18 protein-coding genes and 2 riboswitches are annotated in these 17372 nt (G+C 35.1%); of the genes, 16 read left to right on the top strand and 2 right to left on the bottom strand.

Going from position 1 to position 17372, the window contains the following annotated elements:
- Positions 1-49 precede the first annotated feature (49 nt).
- From AC1Q8M_RS12730 to AC1Q8M_RS12710, 5 genes are all read left to right on the top strand, one after another.
- The gene (locus AC1Q8M_RS12730; RefSeq protein WP_097822602.1) at positions 50-1174 is read left to right on the top strand and encodes a helix-turn-helix domain-containing protein; all 1125 of its coding nucleotides are present in this window, start codon (positions 50-52) and stop codon (positions 1172-1174) included.
- Positions 1175-1190: 16 nt separating this feature from the next.
- Entirely contained in the window at positions 1191-2201 is a 1011-nt protein-coding gene (locus AC1Q8M_RS12725; protein WP_072939088.1) for an alpha/beta hydrolase, read from the top strand.
- 180 nt (positions 2202-2381) lie between these two features.
- A riboswitch (purine riboswitch) is annotated at positions 2382-2485 on the top strand.
- 163 nt (positions 2486-2648) lie between these two features.
- Complete coding sequence (locus AC1Q8M_RS12720) at positions 2649-3527, top strand: 5'-methylthioadenosine/S-adenosylhomocysteine nucleosidase (RefSeq protein WP_072939085.1); 879 nt, start codon at positions 2649-2651, stop codon at positions 3525-3527.
- 212 nt (positions 3528-3739) lie between these two features.
- Positions 3740-4096: a hypothetical protein gene (locus AC1Q8M_RS12715; protein ID WP_001229424.1), complete on the top strand. Its 357-nt coding sequence runs from the start codon at positions 3740-3742 to the stop codon at positions 4094-4096.
- A gap of 500 nt (positions 4097-4596) precedes the next feature.
- Complete coding sequence (locus AC1Q8M_RS12710; protein WP_000672183.1) at positions 4597-5424, top strand: endonuclease I family protein; 828 nt, start codon at positions 4597-4599, stop codon at positions 5422-5424.
- A gap of 157 nt (positions 5425-5581) precedes the next feature.
- On the opposite strand, the gene AC1Q8M_RS12705 is transcribed toward AC1Q8M_RS12710, so the two are convergent.
- Complete coding sequence (locus AC1Q8M_RS12705) at positions 5582-7012, bottom strand: YfcC family protein (RefSeq protein WP_023522512.1); 1431 nt, start codon at positions 7010-7012, stop codon at positions 5582-5584.
- Positions 7013-7211: 199 nt separating this feature from the next.
- Between AC1Q8M_RS12705 and rraA the strand changes: the two genes are divergently transcribed.
- The 7 genes from rraA to AC1Q8M_RS12670 all read left to right on the top strand — a co-directional run bounded on the left by rraA (position 7212) and on the right by AC1Q8M_RS12670 (position 14941).
- The gene (rraA, locus tag AC1Q8M_RS12700) at positions 7212-7691 is read left to right on the top strand and encodes a ribonuclease E activity regulator RraA (protein WP_029442832.1); all 480 of its coding nucleotides are present in this window, start codon (positions 7212-7214) and stop codon (positions 7689-7691) included.
- Between the two features lie 339 nt (positions 7692-8030).
- Positions 8031-9932 (top strand): DUF4430 domain-containing protein, encoded by a 1902-nt coding sequence (locus AC1Q8M_RS12695; RefSeq protein WP_340865043.1) that lies wholly within the window; start codon positions 8031-8033, stop codon positions 9930-9932.
- Between the two features lie 57 nt (positions 9933-9989).
- Positions 9990-10826: a DUF4430 domain-containing protein gene (locus AC1Q8M_RS12690; protein WP_071714308.1), complete on the top strand. Its 837-nt coding sequence runs from the start codon at positions 9990-9992 to the stop codon at positions 10824-10826.
- Between the two features lie 22 nt (positions 10827-10848).
- Positions 10849-11727, top strand: coding sequence for an energy-coupling factor transporter transmembrane component T (locus tag AC1Q8M_RS12685; RefSeq protein ID WP_061660436.1), 879 nt, complete (start codon positions 10849-10851; stop codon positions 11725-11727).
- Positions 11700-13361 (top strand): ABC transporter ATP-binding protein, encoded by a 1662-nt coding sequence (locus AC1Q8M_RS12680; protein WP_061660435.1) that lies wholly within the window; start codon positions 11700-11702, stop codon positions 13359-13361. Before AC1Q8M_RS12685 ends, AC1Q8M_RS12680 begins: the two co-directional genes overlap by 28 nt.
- Positions 13334-14035, top strand: a complete 702-nt coding sequence (locus AC1Q8M_RS12675) for an ECF transporter S component (protein WP_000044914.1) — start codon at positions 13334-13336, stop codon at positions 14033-14035. The genes AC1Q8M_RS12680 and AC1Q8M_RS12675 overlap by 28 nt, the downstream gene beginning before the upstream one ends.
- A gap of 183 nt (positions 14036-14218) precedes the next feature.
- The gene (locus AC1Q8M_RS12670) at positions 14219-14941 is read left to right on the top strand and encodes a YwiC-like family protein (protein WP_000779946.1); all 723 of its coding nucleotides are present in this window, start codon (positions 14219-14221) and stop codon (positions 14939-14941) included.
- A 32-nt stretch (positions 14942-14973) separates the two neighbouring features.
- Here AC1Q8M_RS12670 and AC1Q8M_RS12665 read toward each other — a convergent pair whose 3' ends face one another.
- Entirely contained in the window at positions 14974-15165 is a 192-nt protein-coding gene (locus AC1Q8M_RS12665) for a hypothetical protein (protein ID WP_000554029.1), read from the bottom strand.
- Positions 15166-15286: 121 nt separating this feature from the next.
- A riboswitch (SAM riboswitch) is annotated at positions 15287-15385 on the top strand.
- Between the two features lie 40 nt (positions 15386-15425).
- Between AC1Q8M_RS12665 and AC1Q8M_RS12660 the strand changes: the two genes are divergently transcribed.
- The 4 genes from AC1Q8M_RS12660 (at position 15426) to AC1Q8M_RS12645 (ending at position 17341) form a co-directional block, all read left to right on the top strand.
- Positions 15426-15743 carry a hypothetical protein gene (locus AC1Q8M_RS12660; RefSeq protein WP_002094089.1) on the top strand — a complete coding sequence of 106 codons (318 nt, stop codon included), beginning with the start codon at positions 15426-15428 and terminating at the stop codon, positions 15741-15743.
- A gap of 260 nt (positions 15744-16003) precedes the next feature.
- Positions 16004-16387 carry an SWIM zinc finger family protein gene (locus tag AC1Q8M_RS12655; protein WP_000271532.1) on the top strand — a complete coding sequence of 128 codons (384 nt, stop codon included), beginning with the start codon at positions 16004-16006 and terminating at the stop codon, positions 16385-16387.
- A 28-nt stretch (positions 16388-16415) separates the two neighbouring features.
- Positions 16416-16991, top strand: coding sequence for an NAD(P)H-dependent oxidoreductase (locus tag AC1Q8M_RS12650; RefSeq protein WP_001101578.1), 576 nt, complete (start codon positions 16416-16418; stop codon positions 16989-16991).
- Positions 16988-17341, top strand: coding sequence for a hypothetical protein (locus tag AC1Q8M_RS12645; RefSeq protein WP_001006466.1), 354 nt, complete (start codon positions 16988-16990; stop codon positions 17339-17341). The genes AC1Q8M_RS12650 and AC1Q8M_RS12645 overlap by 4 nt, the downstream gene beginning before the upstream one ends.
- Positions 17342-17372: the final 31 nt, after the last annotated feature.

The raw sequence follows: 17372 nt of genomic DNA, 5'->3' as shown, positions 1-17372 counted from the left end.
ATATTTTGTGTGAAATATAAAACATATAATAAAAGTATGAGGTGATACAGTGAGAGAGATTCATATTCATAAAATCATTGCGAATAAGAGAAAAGAAAAGGGAATTACGCAGGAAGAGTTAGCGGCGTATATCGGTATTACGAAGGCATCTGTTTCCAAATGGGAGACGGGGCAGAGTTATCCGGATATTACATTTTTACCACTATTAGCATCGTACTTTAACATAAGTATTGATGAACTAATTAGTTATACACCACAAATGGAGCAGGAAGATATTAAAAATTTATATCATCGACTAGCCGAAGCTTTTAGTGAAGAACCGTTTGATGAAGTAATAATGGAGTGCAGGGGAATAATCAAAAAATATTATTCTTGTTTTCCATTATTAATTCAAATAGGAATACTTTTTATTAATCATCACATGTTAACAGAGGACACGGATAGAGGAATTGAAATTTTAGAAGAGGCAATGAATCTCTTTAGCAGAGTGCAGGAAGAAAGTGACGATGTTTCTCTTGTGAAAGAGGCGGCATCGTTTCAAGCAACTTGCTATCTTATACTTAATAGACCAAATGAGGTGCTTCAATTACTTGGCGAAACGATACGTCCTAACTTTCCAGAGGGAGATCTAATCGCACAGGCGTATCAAATGCTTGGAAATGCTGAGAAGGCAAATGAAGTGATGCAAATTAGTATGTATCAACATTTAATACAACTCGTTGGGACAATACCGAATTATGTAGTAGTAAATGCTTCAAGCGCTGAAAAAGTAGAGGTAATTTTAAATAGAGCTTTTATATTAATAGATATATATGAATTAGAAACGTTACATCCCAATATGACTTTAAAAGTATACTATGCTGCTGCACAAGTATATTGCATGCAAGGGAATTTTGAAGGTTCATTAGAAATGCTACGGAAATATGCAGCGGTTTGTACGAATAGCTTCACAGTAAATAGCCTGCATTTACACGGCGATTCCTATTTTGATGCGATTGATGGATGGTTTGCAGAATTTCCACTTGGTGCTAAAACAGTTAGAAATGAAGAGATTATAAAGCGAAGCATGCTACAAAGCATTGCAGAGAACCCGGTTTTCGTTCCGATGAAAGATGTAAGAGAGTACAAAAATATAATAGCGAGTTTGAAATTCAAATTAGATATAACGGAATAGAAGGAGGATTAATATAATGATCTTTGATGAATATGAAGTAGCGGTAAAAAGTGAATTAACTTTGCAAGGTACGATTACAAAGCCAAAAGCTGGTGGGAAGTATGCTGCTGTTGTAATTATCGCTGGATCTGGAGAAGTTGATCGTGATGGAACGATAGTACCGCTAAAGCTTGAGTCGAACATATATAAAGATTTAGCACATGTAATGGCGCAACTTGGAGTAGTGACGCTCCGTTTCGATAAGCGCGGAGTAGGAAAGAGTAACGGAGAAATTCTGAAGACTGGAATGTGGGATTTAGTTAGTGATATAGAGGCCATGATAACGTATTTAAAAGAACAACCATTTGTTGATCCAGAAAATATCATTTTAGCTGGTCATAGTGAAGGGTGTATGTTAGCCACTGTAGTAAACGCAAGAACACCAGTTAATGGACTCATACTTATTACAGGAGCTGCAGAATCATTAGAAGAAGCTACAAAAAGACAAAGAGAAATTGCTTATAAAGAACTAAAAGAGCAGAAAGGAATAAAAGGAAAACTAATGCGTCTTCTTAATGTAGAGAAACGCGGAGAAAAACAGATGGAAAAAATAAAAGAGAAAATGATGAACACAGAAAAAGATACGATTAAAGTTGGTTTTAAACCGATGAATGCAAAGTGGTTTAGAGAGCATTTTCAGCATGACATCTATAAAGACTTACAACAAGTAACATGTCCAGTACTAGCTATTGCTGGTGATAAAGATATTCAGGCTGACCCTGAAAGAGCGAAGCGGATCGGTGAGTATGTGAAGGGTGATTCTGAAGTACGTGTAGTAAAAAATATGGATCATAGTTTAAAAAGTTTTGAAGGTGAACTTAAAGCATTAGAGTTTAAAAAGAATTATGAAGAAGGGGCAGGAAAGCCACTTCATCCAGAGTTGGAAGAAATAATTGTGAATTGGATGGAAGCACATTTTATCCCGGGCAGTAAAGCTTTTACATCAAAATTAGGTGAGGAAGTTGGGAAAGAAAGAAACTGCTTGTAAAAGATTGGTTGTTGAGTGGGAATCTAGTTTAGTATATAAAAGTTTTTAATGAAAAAATCTGTTAAGAGATAGGCTTTTTTATCTAATCTTCATTTAAAAACGAACATTTTAAGTTATTTAATTGAAAATGTTCACTTTTTTCTTACGCATATACTAGTAGTTTGTTATATTATCCATATAATAATTTTGAATAACATCACTCGTATATACTCGGTAATATGGTCCGAGCGTTTCTACCTAGTTCCCAATGAAAGAACTGGACTACGGGTTAAAGTATTCGGGCGCTCTATGTAATGTGCGCTACCGATTTATAATTTTGCATGTGCTTAATTAACTTTGACTACCGTAGTTCTAGAAAGTAGAGAATCTTCTACAATTTCTAGAACTTTTTTGTTTGGACCAAAAGCATCGAGTATAGAAAACAACAAGAGAAAGAGGAGATTATTTATGAAGAAGAATACGTTGAAAAAATGTGCTACCCTAGTAACTACTGTTGCATTGTCATTCTCGATACTTGCGGGATGTGATGCGAGTCCGAAACAAGTTGAGGCAAAAAGCAATCAAAAACCAATCTTAATTCAAGGGCCAATGCCGATAGAAGCAGAAAAGTTTGCGAAAAGGCTAAAAAATGTGAAAGAAGAAAAGTCTGGAACTTTTGTATTTTATAAAGGAACTGTCGACAATTATCCTGTAATCGTTGCGAAAACAGGTAAAGGAATGGAGAATACAGCAGCTGCTACAGCGGTGGCTATTGAAAAATATAAACCTACAGCAATTATTAACCAAGGAACATCAGGTGGACATGATCCAAATTTAAATGTATTTGATATTGTGTTAGGAAAACAAGTTGCAAATATAGGTTCATTAAAAACAACAAATATGGATGAGAACCAAGGAATTGAGCCGACAAAATGGATATCTATGGACTTAATGGCTTCTGAAGGAAGTGCAGGAGAAGATCCAAATGCTGAGAAAATCCGATACTACGAAGGAGATAAGGAATTACTTGCAGCGGCTCATGCAGTGAAAGATAAATATACAAAAGGTAAAGTAGTTGAAGGTACGATTGGTTCAGCAGACGTTTGGAATAACGAAGTTGATAGAATTAAGTGGTTCCATACAAAATACGGTACATCTGTAGAAGAAATGGAAGGAGCTGCTGCAGCTCAAATCGCAAAAGCTTATGACGTCCCGTTTTTAGGGATTCGAGTATTATCTAATAATAAAACAAACGGTGGGAAATATAACCCAAATACAGCAGCGGCAAATCAAGAATATGTATATGAAGTAGTTAAAAAATATATAGATTCAATGCAAAGTAAATAGTAGTAGTTCTGTTCCAGCATAAACGTCAAGTAACTGTAAATGTTTTCGAGACGGATAAACTTGTCTTAGGAATGGTAGTTGAAAAAGAAAAGCTTGTTTCTTATAGAAAATATAAGAAACAAGCTTTTTTATTTAAAATAAATTGGGTAATTAAACTATAACATCAATATATAACGTTGAATATCATAATAATATAATGGAGGTGATGTTATATGGCTCTTACTACAGGACCAATTGAAAACGTAGGAAATCAACCTGCTAATGCAAATAGAGTTAGGGTGAAGATCCTTAACCGTACTGCGGGCCCGCTTACTGGAGTAGCTAGAGTTTTTAGACTTGACGGTTCATTAGTATTAATTGAACAGGTAAACTTCAATGTAAATTCTAATGCTTCTACTTTTGCAACTCTAAGTTTAGTTCATCCTGCTCTTGGACAAGCATTTGAATATGAAGTTCAAATTGTTCCTAATCAACCTGGTGGACTATATAGTGTTTATGGACTAACAGCTGACAGTGTTATCATTACTGCACAACGTATTGTGAACTCAGAATTGACACAGTTTCTTTAATTAAAATAGATTGGTGCCTACATGGTATCCAATCTATTTTTGTACGTATTATTCAGAGAAAGAAAGGTTTTACACAAAAATAAAGACAGTTATGGAAACGGGAAAAGTCGAGTTATCATCTTGATTTTTATTATTTCTGTCTTAGACTGTATCTGTTTTGTTGCACGGTTTTCTTTGAATGCTTTTTATTCAAACTGTTTTTTTTAAGTATTTATCAAATATGCATTATTGCATAAATTAATTTACATTTATAAGTTAATATTAAACTACTTTTTAATTGTAAAGAATATTTTAATAATCTTTACGGGAGAAGGATATTTCTTGTGAAAAGTAAAATTGTTTGGAAAGTAGATAAACAAAAAGTTTGGAAATGATATAAACTCAATAGAGTTTTGTATTAAATAAAAAGAAAAGGGTGGGTATGGGTTTCTAAAAGTTTTGGGGGAGAAAGCATTTTTTAGTTAGTAGCTTCAAATTATATTTTAAAGGGGAATGGGTATATGAAGTTTCGAAATACAAAGATTGCTATGATTACACTATCTTCATTTTTTATTTTAGGTTCTGCATCTCTATCATTCACAGATACTATACACGGTGAAGTAGCTTCTGCATCAGCACAAGAGATTATTGTAAAAAGTTATGACGATACATATTATAATAACGCAATAGGAAAAACGGGCTTAGAATTAAAGAAGGAACTGCATAATATTATTGATAATCATACAAAGTTATCATACAGTGCGGTTTGGGAAGCACTAAGAGATACTGATGAAGATCCAAATAATAAAAATAATGTGATACTCTTATATACTGGTCGTTCGCAAGGGAAGCTTACGAATGGATCAGGAGTAAATAACTGGAACCGTGAGCATGTTTGGGCAAAATCTCACGGTGACTTTGGAACGACTGCAGGACCTGGAACAGATCTACATCATTTAAGAGCGACGGATGTATCTGTAAATAGTTCACGAGGGAATTTAGATTTTGATAATGGTGGTGTGAATCATTCTGAAGCGACAGAATGTAAATATGATAGTGATTCTTGGGAACCTCGTGATAGTGTAAAAGGAGATATTGCTAGAATGCTGTTTTATATGGCTGTTCGTTACGAGGGGGACAACGGCGAAATAGATTTAGAACTAAATGAAAAAGTGAATAACAATAAAGATCCATACATGGGGAAACTATCGGTTTTATTAAAATGGAATGAACAAGACCCGGTCGATGATTTAGAGCGAAAGCGTAATGAAGTGATTTTTACAAAATATCAACATAACCGCAATCCTTTTATTGATCATCCTGAATGGGTAAATAAAATCTGGAACTAAGATTTTTAAAGGTATTATAGTTTGATAAAAGGGATTGATCATTATGATCAATCCCTTCTTATATTTTTACTAGAAAAAATGATTTTAATAGGACTAGTGAGGGAAATAGAATAGATATTTATATGGAACGATAGTACTTATTTATCTAGTTAAGTATTTAGTAAGGTCCCCACTCAATATTCACCCCAACAATAAGAAAAACAAGTCCAATGATAAACCAAATGAGTGCAAGTGGAGCCATGAAACGAATCCATTTTCCATAAGAAATCCCGCTCGCTGCGAGAACGCCCATTAAAACACCAGAAGTTGGATTTAAGCAGTTTACTACACCTTCTCCAAGCATAACAGCTTGTACTGTAACTTGGCGTGTAATGTGCATGAAATCAGCTAATGGAGCTAATATCGGAATGAAAATAACCGATTCTCCTGTCCCGGATGAAATGAGGAAATGTAATGCGGCACTACTCACATACATGCCGATAACACCAAATACAGGGCTTTGTCCTTCGAGAGCTTGTGCGAGTTGGTTAACGATTGTATCAAGTAATTTGCCTTGTTCTAAAATGACTGAAATACAGCGAGCCATTCCGACGATTAAAGCACCGTAGATAAGATTTTGGCAGCCAGTTAGAAAAGTGGATGCGATATCGTTTGCTTTCATGCCACCTATTATTCCTGCTGTAATTGCAATGAAAATAAAAGTAGCGGTCATTTCTGCGTCCGTCCAATGTAGACGAAAAGCGCCTATTAAAAATGCAATTAATGATAAAGCTGAAACGAGTAAAATTAATTTATGACGTATCGTCCAAGGGACTTCTTTTTTCTCTGTTTCTTTTTCGCTTGAAAGAGCGTTACTGGGAAACCAGTTGTCGCCAAGGATGCTTCCTTTATTTGATTTTTTCAAGCGTTTTACATACCAATTTATATAAAGGATAGTGGCAAGTAAAAAAGATATATAGATTGCGGTGCGTAAACCAATCCCGGAAAACATCGGAAGTTCTGCGATCTTTTGTGAAATGCCTAAAGGTGAGGGAGATAAAATAGTAGCATTAAAACCAGCATAAGTACCTAAATAAATAATTGCTACACCGACGATAGCGTCCCATTTTAACGTGCGTGCAACGATGATGCCGATGGGGATAAAACCGATAACTGAGTTAACGATAATACCAGTCGTTCCAAGAATAGAAAAAAGCGCAGCAACTATACAAATGAAAAGTAATTGCTGATTACGAAATTTGTTAATAACATGATAGATTAAACCGTCAAGAGCACCTGTTTTTTCAAGAATTGCAATGGCTCCACCTGTAAATAAAATTAGAAAGATAATAGGAGCAGCAAGTGTCATTCCTTTTTCAATAGCGGTAAAAAAAGAAACAAATCCTACGGGTGATTGCGGAACAGAATGGTAGCTACCTGGTATTGTCGTTGTAACGGTCCCGTTTGTAACCCTTTTAAATTCTCCAGCAGGAACGAAGTACGTAGCAATGGCGCAAAGTAAGGCAATAAAAAATAGTAGTACGTACGCATCAGGCATTTTAAACTTTGGTTTACTAGGTTGTTTTTTTGCCTCAGTTTGTATTTGCATAAAATCCCTCCTTCTTCACTTTGTTAATTTTTAATATTCTGAATTTAATCCGTGAAATAGATTATAATAAAGGTAGCTTCTTAAGGCAATAGTTTTTGTATCCTTTCCCGTACATACAAATTATTGCAATATTAGACAGGGAAACGATAATAAGCCAAGAATATGTTATGTAGAAAGAAAAAGGAAAAGAGGGAACAAGATGTGGAAAACTACTGATCTATGTGATGAATTTGAAAAGGAATTACAAATATGTCGCCAGTCTTTTCGGTCTTTTGGGAAGAAAGAACAATTCCACGGGAAAATCGCAACTGTAAAAGTGAAAGATGATAATGTACTAGTGAAGGAAGGATTGCAAACATTACCAGAAGGAACAGTATTAGTTGTTGATGGCGGAGCGTCTACGAATTGTGCTTTACTCGGTGATAATTTGGCAGCTATTGCGGAAGAAAGAAAGCTAGCAGGAATTATTGTGAATGGGTATGTTCGTGATTCTAGTGAACTAAAGAATATTAATATTGGTATTTTAGCGTTAGGAACGATGCCAAATAGAAGTGTGAAAGAAGGAAAAGGAGAACGAAATATTTCATTGCACTTTGGACAAGTAGAATGGAATCCAAATGAATATGTCTATGCGGATGAAGATGGCGTCATTATTAGTGAAAAGAGTTTACATAGTTAAGAGTTAATAAGTTATTATTCTTAGAAAATAAATCCGATAAAGCATGGACAAAATTCTTTGTCAATAGTAAAATAATACAGAAATTTAAAATTTACAGAATGTATAGGTTTATCGTTTTACGATAACTTAAATGGGAGTAAGTTGTGCCAAGAAAAGTGAATGTTATCACAATGATACGTTCATAAACAAAATTATTTTTCCTATACAAATATAGCCGCGAATGATGCGGGTAGGAGGTGTTGTACATTTTTGTTCGACACTTACAAAAAGAGAGTGTCAATCGCACGCCCTTGAAGGGCCTTTTTTTGTGTAAATGGTAGTAAGGGAGGAAATTTTGGGATGGCAATGTTGAAAAAATGGCTGCTTACATCATTAATGGCAGTGACACTTGTATTTGTTTCTTTTGCGAATACAGTACATATTACGTTTGCTGAAGGAAATACAGCAAAACTTGCAATTATTGGGGAATCACAAAAAGGCATTATGTTATGTCCGAAAGAAGAGCAAATTAAAGATGGAGAAACAGCTTTAAGTTTGCTGCAAAAGGTCATGGGGGACAAGGTAGAATCTGAAACGATGTCGTTTGGAACATATGTAAAAGGCATCGATGGTTTAATGGCCGGGGCTACAAGTGCTTGGCTGTATGATGTAAATGATCAGTCTGCAGAAGTCGGAGCAGATAGTTATAAATTAAAATCTGGAGACGTTGTTGTCTTTCGTTTTGTTTCAGACTGGAGCAATATAAGCCAGGAAACATTGAAAGAAACGTTAGATAAGTTCGGAACGTGTAAAACAGAAGAACCTAACGGTGGCAAACCAGAAGAACCAAAACCAGAAGGTCAAGACGGTAAAACACCAGATGGGAAAAATCAAGGTGACCAAGACGGTAAAACGCCAGATGGGAAAAACCAAGGTGATCAAGACGGTGAAAAACCAGATGGGAAAAACCAAGGTGATCAAGACGGTGAAAAACCAGATGGGAAAAACCAAGGTGACCAAGACGGTAAAACGCCAGATGAGAAAAACCAAGGTGATCAAGACGGTAAAACGCCAGATGGGAAAAAACCAGAACAACCACAGCAAGAGAACATTCAAGTTCCAAGTGCACAATTAAATGAAGCCATTTCTAAAACATCAGACAAGATGTTACAAGATGGAATTGAAAGTGATTGGGTAGCTGTAGCGCTTTCTCGTTCTGGAAAGAATGTGCCAATTGAGGCAAAATTAAATTATGTTAAGTCAGTAACTGAAAAAGTAGAAAAGCGCATTAATCGTTTTTCAGCGACAGATTTAGCTAGAACAATTATTATGATGAATGCAATGAGTGCAGACCCTAAAAATGTAGGTGGACATAATTTAGTTCAAAAATTGTATGAGTCAGATAAAGTGAATTCTGTTACAGGTTATGCATTTGCTTTACTTGCATTTGATACGAAGAAGTATGAGATTCCAGTTGAATCAAAATGGAACAGAGTTGCTCTAGTGGAAGCACTGTTAAATAATCAGCATACAGACGGTGGATGGACTTATAATAGTTCAGGTAGTAAAGATAGTGCTAGTAGCGTTGATGTAACAGGTATGGTTTTATCAGCATTAGCTCCTTATCAAGAGCGATCAGATGTGAAACCAGCTATACAAAAAGCTGTTGCGTATTTATATAACGAACAGCTGCAAAATGGCGGTTTTTCAGCTGATGGACAAGAAAATTCAAATAGTACTGCGCAAGCAATTATTGGATTATCACTTGTTAAAGATGTAGATCAAAATGGTCTTTATAAGGCAATGCAAAACCTATTATCATATCAACTGTCAAATGGTGAATTTAAATGGTTACCAAGTGATCAAAATGGTAACGGAATGGCTACAGAACAGGCTCTTTTAGCATTACTTCAATTTAAAGAAATGGGAAAATCTATTTATGATTGGTCTAATGTAGACGCTGGTGATGTAATTAAGCCAAAACCGATTGAAGAGCCAGAAAAGGTCGTTGAACCAGAAAATAATGTAGTAGAAAAAGAAGTTACTGAAGAACCGAAAGAACAAAACCAAGTACAACAAGAAACAAAAGATGAAAATCTAAAAGTAGTTGTAGATAACGAACCGGTTAAGAATAAAAAAATCGGAAACGGTAACAGTCTACCAAAAACAGGAGCATCTTCTCATAGTGCAGCAACAGAAGTAGGTATGGGTGTATTATGTATTGCTTCTGCATATGTATTATGGAGACGTAAAGCAGCTTAACAAAAAATTAGGAGCAATTATTTGCTCCTAATTTTCGTATGAAAGGTGAGAGATAGGATGAGTAAGGTGAAATGGTTCATTTCTTTACTGCTTTCGCTCGGGCTACTTGCCGGATGTGAAGAGGCAGCTGTAAAGCCTGAGAAGAAGGTAGAACCGAAGCAAGAAGAGGTAGCGAAACAAGAAGAACAAAAAGATGAAGCGAAGCCGGAAGAAAAAACAGAAGAAAAGCAAGCTGAATCAGAGCAAAAGCAGCAAGAAGAGCAGAAAGAGAAACAAGAACAAAAAGTAGAAGAGAAGCCGAAAGAGGAAAAGCCGCAGGCACAACCAGAGGTAAAGAAAGAAGAGAAACAACAGGAACAACCGAAAGAACAGCCGGCTGTAAATAAGCAACCAGAGCAGCAACAAGCACAAGAAGAGAAACAACAACCGAAAGCACCAGAAGTAAAAGAAGAAGCAAAGGTTGTGAATCAGCCGAAAGAAACACCGAAGCAGGAGCAAAAGAAAAAGTCAGAAGAGAACAATAGTGTACCAGCTCCACCAACACCGGTACCACCACCAAACCCAGTGCCACCACCAGTACCACCAGTACCTAAAGCAAAACAAGTAACAATCTCGGTAAAAGGAAATAACGGATATATAATGGGTGCGAAAAAGATGGATGTACAAGATGGCGATACTGTGTATAAAGTATTACAACGTACAGGATTAGATGTTGATGCAAGCGGATCTAGAGATAGTATTTATGTAAAAGGTATTAATGATTTATATGAAAAAGATATTTCGGATACTAGTGGTTGGAAATATCGTGTGAACGGTGCTTTTCCAAACCATAGTGCTGGTGTAGCTACGGTAAAACCAGGAGATACAATTGAGTGGGTATACGTATTACAATAAGAAAGGCATTCGGTAAAGGGCTATGAAAATAAGTTTTTCTTCTTTACATCCTTTTGTGAATTTTTTCTATTATATCGGGGTGATGATACTATGTATGATGTGTCTTCATCCTCTTTTTTTAATTGGAGCAATAGTATTAATTATTATGTTAAATGTGATGCAAGGAAATAGCGAAAAGATAAGAAAGATGCTACCGAGCACAATTGTTTTCTTTTTTATGGTAATTTTATTTAATTCGTTATTAACGCATAGAGGTCGAACTACGTTGTTTTGGTTAGGTGATAGCCGTATTAAGCTTGAGACGATTATGTTTGGAATAGTAATGGGGTTATTACTAGTTGCAGTTATGTTTACGTTTGCGTCATACAATGATATTATTTCCAGTCATAAATTTTTATATTTGTTTTCAAGAATTTCACCGAAAGTTGCATTGTTAACGATGATTACAGTGAGATTTGTTCCTTTGTTTATAAGGCGATTAAAGAAAATCACACTCGTTCAAAAGACGAAAGGTGTGCAGGTAGATTCAGGTTCGATAATTGAACGCGTCAAAAATGGTATGCAATTGCTGCAAGTATTATTAATTTGTTCATTGGAAGATGCATTGCAAACGGCAGATTCTATGCAAGCTCGTGGATTTGGTGTAACGAAACGTACGACATATATTCGCTATAGAATGGAAAAACGAGATTGGTATACGCTCAGTTATTTAAGTATTCTATTTATAATTGCTATCATATGTAGTACGTATGGCGGAGGAAAGTTAATCATTTATCCGAAAGTCGAATCTATTTTATTTCAGCAATACGATGGGATGATGTTTATCGTATTTACGATGTTTATTAGTTTACCAATTATAATGGAAGGAAGGGAATGGTTATGGTGGCGCATGCAGAAATAAACAATTTATCATTTGTATATGCTGATGAAAACGAAAAAGCGTTACAGCATATTTCTCTTTCTGTTCAAAAAGGAGAGTTTATTGCACTTGCCGGCGGATCAGGATCCGGGAAGACGACTTTATTAAAACATTTTAAAAAAGAATTACTTCCAATTGGTAAGCGTACTGGGGATACATATTATGATGGTACTTTATTAGAAAATGTACCTGATTTGTTATCTGCTCAAGAAATTGGTATGGTATTTCAAAATCCAGAAAATCAACTCGTAATGGATACAGTTATTCAAGAATTAGCATTTTCTTTAGAAAATATTGGGTTACCATCACATATTATTCAAAAACGAATAGCAGAGCTTATTAGCTTTTTAGGATTTCAAGATTTATTGCATCAATCTGTTCACACGTTATCTGGTGGGCAAAAGCAACTTGTTAATTTAGCTGCGGTATTAGTTATGCAGCCGAAATTGCTATTATTAGATGAACCGACAGCGCAGTTAGATCCAATTGCTGCAAAAGAGTTTTTAGGATTATTAAAACGGATTAATGAAGAACTTGGAATTACGATTATTTTAAGTGAACATCGTTTAGATGAAGTTATCCCGCTTGCAACACGCGTTGTTTGTATGGATAATGGCTGTATTATGTATGATGGTAGTCCTAAAACTGTTATTACGAATATGTGGGGAGTAGAAACATTCCGTCCATTTATTCCGCAAATTCCAAGGCTATTTTTAGAGTGGAATGTGAGAGATATTCCGTTTACGGTGCGAGAGGCGCAAATGAAAATGAATAATTTTTCAGCGATATCATATGTAAATGAGCTAATAGCACAAAGTGAAAAGCAAGAGGTAATTTTAAGCGCAGAGCATATTTCGTTCCAGTACGAAAAAAATAGTCCGCTTATTTTACGTGATTTATCAGTTTCGATTGAAAAAGGAAAATGGGTAGCGCTCGTTGGAAAGAATGGGACAGGGAAGTCTACACTGTTAACGCTTTTAGCTGGTTTGCAAAAAGTGAGAAGAGGGAAAGTAAAGTGGAATGGGAAAGTGATACATAAAATTGATTCGAAAGAACGATTTAAAAGTATTGGGTATGTATCGCAGCATCCATATTATCATTTTACATTTGATACAGTGTGGGATGAGGTGTATGAACGTGCACGTGAATTATACGGAGAACAAGGAAAAGAAATAGCAGAAGATACGCTAAAACAGTTTTGGTTGTACTCGCTTAAAGAACGCCATCCGCACGATTGTAGCGGAGGAGAGCAACAATTACTTGCGTTATGTACGACATTATTATCAAAGCCAACTTTATTATTACTGGATGAACCGACAAAGGGGCTAGATCCGTGGAAGAAAGAAAGAGTAGGAGAGCTATTTAGGAAGCTACAAAAAGAAGGTACAACAATTGTAATGGCAACGCATGATATTGAGTTTGCAGCGAAATACGTGGATCAATGTATGATGTTATTTGATGGGACAGTCATTATGAATGATGCACCGAAAGAATTTTTTAGTGGTAACTTCTTTTATACAACATCTATTAATCGATTCATTCGAAAAGAATTGCCATATGCATTAACGTGGGAGGATGTGTACGAAGCGTGTCCAAACGATATGTTGCATTCATAATAGGTATTTTTGCAGTAATAATAGGCACATTACTCTTTACTACACTTATTATGGACGGTTATTACATGTTAAGTAGTTTGTTTTTATTAGTTGTTATTATGTTACCTTTCTATATCCGTTTTGAAAGGAAGTCGTTTGTTTCACGTGAAATTGTTCTCGTTGCTGTATTAGCGGCAATTGCAGCAGTTAGCCGCGTACCATTTTCTATTTTACCGAGTGTACAACCAACTTCTTTTGTTATTATCGTTTCTGCAATTGTGTTTGGAAGTGAAGCGGGTTTTATGATCGGTGCAACAGCAGCGATTGTGTCTAACATCTTTTTAGGGCAAGGTCCGTGGACGCCGTGGCAAATGTTTTCATGGGGTATGATTGGTTTTATAGCTGGATTATTGCGTAATACATTTTTAATGAAAAAGCTATGGGGGAGACTTCTTTACGGAGTAATTGTTGGTTTTTTATTTGGTTGGATTATGAATTTCTGGGGCCTTCTCGGTTTTATACGAGAAGCAACGTGGGAAACTGTCATTTCGTATTACATCGCAAGTTTTTACTTTGATTTAAGTCATGCGATTTCGAATGTTATTTTCTTACTACTATTTAGTACGTCTTGGATTACGATTCTCACAAGATTTAAAAAGAAATACGGTATATTAGATAAGCATAACATAGCATAGAAAAGCATACTCATATAAGGTAGGGTCGCGACTTACATATTCGTTTGCCTCTTTCATGCTTCTTACATATTGTAAGGAGCATTTTTTATTGTCAAAAAATAGTCCAATATATATCCGTTACTATATAAAATTATTTGTATAATAATAGGTGAGAACTATTTTCAAAAGGGAGGTGTATAGTTAATGAAGTTAGTTATTCCGAAGCAACATGGTGCATGGGCGATGCTTGCTATACCATTTCTATTAAGTGTCATACTTGGAAAACCTACTATATATCACATTCCATTGTTTATAGCTTGGTTCTTTATCTATTTAGCTACGTATCCATTCCTTATGTACATAAAACAAAAACGAAAAAAAGAGTATTTACATGCTTCAATTGTATATTTTATTATTGCGTTCGTATTTGGGATGATTTCTCTATTATATGAATGGCGCATTCTTTTATTCGTAATAGTCATGATTCCACTATTTATAGTAAATATGCATTATGCTCGTCAAAAAAATGAAAGGGCACTATTAAATGATATTTGTGCGATCATTGTGTTTTGTGTTGGTGGGTTAATTAGTTATTATTTTTCAATGAAACAAATCGATCATACAGCATTATTCATTGCACTTATTTCATTCTTATACTTTTTAGGAAGTACGTTTTATGTGAAAACGATGATACGTGAGAAAAATAATCCGAAGTATCGTTTTATATCTTGGGGTTATCATATTCTATTAACAATCATTGTATTTGCAATTAATCCGTGGTGCTCCCTTATTTTTATACCAAGTGTCATTCGAGCCATTATATTGTATGGCAAAAAAATTTCTATTATAAAAGTAGGGGTTTTAGAAATTGTGAATTCTGTATATTTTTTAATCATAACGGCAATAATTATGAAGTATGCCATTTGAAAAAACTTCCCACCTTATGATGGGAAGTTTTTTCAATCTTGTTCTAAAATGTGAACGGTGTAATCGCAGCGTTGAATAGCTTGTTCGATCGCATAAAGGGATTGCTCAATACGAGCGCGATTAAAATCTTTTTCAACAGTCTGTAGTGCTTCTTCTAAACAATGTTTTGCTTCTTGTAATGATTGAAAAGAATCTTGTACATATCCGCGAGCATTTTGATGCATTTCATAATCCTCCTTGCATATTCATATATGTATAGTATGAACAGTAAAGAAGAAAATATTATTTGTTATATTTGTTTGACAATTAAAATGAAATTACGTATAGTAAGAATTAAGTGAATATTTCTTATCCAGAGAGGTGGAGGGACTGGCCCGATGAAACCCAGCAACCGCGATGCAGGTGCTAATTCCAGCAGAACATATTTGTTCTGGGAGATAAGACGAAGATATATACGTAACTTCTTCTTATCGGAGAGGTTTTTTTGTTGCAAAAAAACCGATTACGAAAATTTATATTAAGAAGAAAGGGGTTGCGCATTGCTGTGACACTCGAAAAATACGTAAAACTGCGTAGTACAGTTTATGAATATATGATAGAGCAAGATAAGCCAATATCATTGTTAGATATTCAAGAACATATCGTTTCGCATCATGAAGGAAAATTCACGAAAAAGATGTTACATCAATTTTATTTATCAAGACTATTAGATGAACTGAAACTGGATGGGAAAATTACATTAGCTGATGAATATCTCTATACTGAAAAAGGGGTATTTTATAAGGCGAGAAAAGGGAGCTAAGCTCTCTTTTTTTTAAAATAACGGAGTATGTAGAGTAAAAGACTGCTTAAGCAGCCTGATACAGGGAATGGTGTTGAGTGTGTAGTGTCAAAAATTGAATGTGCCTGAAAGAGGCAATTCGTATCGGCTGCAAATGAAAAGAGACACCTTCGCCGAATAGGTGTCAGTCGTTTTGTCACGTAGACTTGCTACTTAACAGTAATTAGAATAACATGCAGGATTTTTGAAGTCAAAAGGGAATTAAAGGAAGGGGTACAATTATGTACGCTTACTTATTAAAAGATATAACGAAATGGATCCCAAAGTACATTGTAGATAAGGGATATGAATATTATGAAGATGGACATGTAGAAGATGTTGAAATACAAGATAAAAAAGTGTTTGCTTTCGTTACTGGAAATGCAGGGAATTATGAAGTAGTTATCGATCTCGAAGATTTTTCAAAAAGTAGTTGCGAATGTCCGTATGAAAATTATTGTAAACATATGGCGGCAGTTGTTTATGATATTCAAGGTGCTGGTGAGAGTGCAGTTAAAGAGAAACTGAAAGATTTAGAAAAAGAAGAGTTACTTACTGTATTAAATCGACTGTTGCAAAGTTCGAAAAACGTACAAATTGTAGAGAAGTTATTAAAGAAGGGATAACTTTAACGATAGAGGGAGTTGTTTTGTAGTGAACGTACTGATTATATACGCTCATCCTAATCCTTCAAGTTTTAACGGGGCAATTTTAGAGCATGTGCAAAAAGGGCTACAGGAAACAAATCATTCGGTTACGTTGCTTGATTTATACAAGGAACAATTTGATCCGGTACTTGTATTCAATGAAGAGAAGAAAAGACGTGATTTAATAAATGAAGAAGAGACAGCGCGGTATAGAAAATTAGTGGAAGAAGCAGATACACTTCTCTTTATATATCCGATATGGTGGTGGGGGATGCCAGCTATTTTAAAAGGTTTTATTGACCGTATTTTCGTAGCTGGATTTGCTTATAAATATGAAGGGGCTCTGCCGAAAGGATTATTGCAAGGGAAAAAAACGTGGGTTATTAATACGTTAGACTCGCCTCTATGGTACGTCGCATTGTTATATCGATCAGCAGATTGGATTATGATGAAGAGAGGTGTTTTACGTTTTTGTGGCATTCGTGATATAAAACGGTCAGTTTTTCAATCTGTGAAAACGAGTAAAGTATCAAAGCGCGAAAAATGGTTATTACAAATAGAAGAAAAGGCTCGTACATTATGAATGAAGTCGATCGTATTATAAACTGTTGTCAGTATGATAACGAACTTTTTCGGAAGTATATTACGTGTTTACTTCAATTGAAAAAATGCAGCGATACATTTCAACAAATTCAAATAGAGTTAAGAAATGATTATTTAATAAGGGGAATTTGTGAAAGAGAAGTTGATGAGGTAGTACGGGGAAGTAAAGAATATGAAATGCATTTTCTTCCTAAAGTATTACAGTGGAATTTTTTGAGGGAACATCCACACCTGATTGGAAAAATTTGCGAAGATTTTTTTGCATTTGAGTCACTACATCTTAAGGACATAGAGTGGAATACAGTTATAAATTGCATGGGAAATAAATGATTTATTATGTAAAAAAGCTAGTATAAAACTA

It is taken from the genome of Bacillus sp. GW823-FHT06A10, from assembly GCF_058795375.1.
This window is presented reverse-complemented; position numbering and strand designations above follow the sequence as displayed.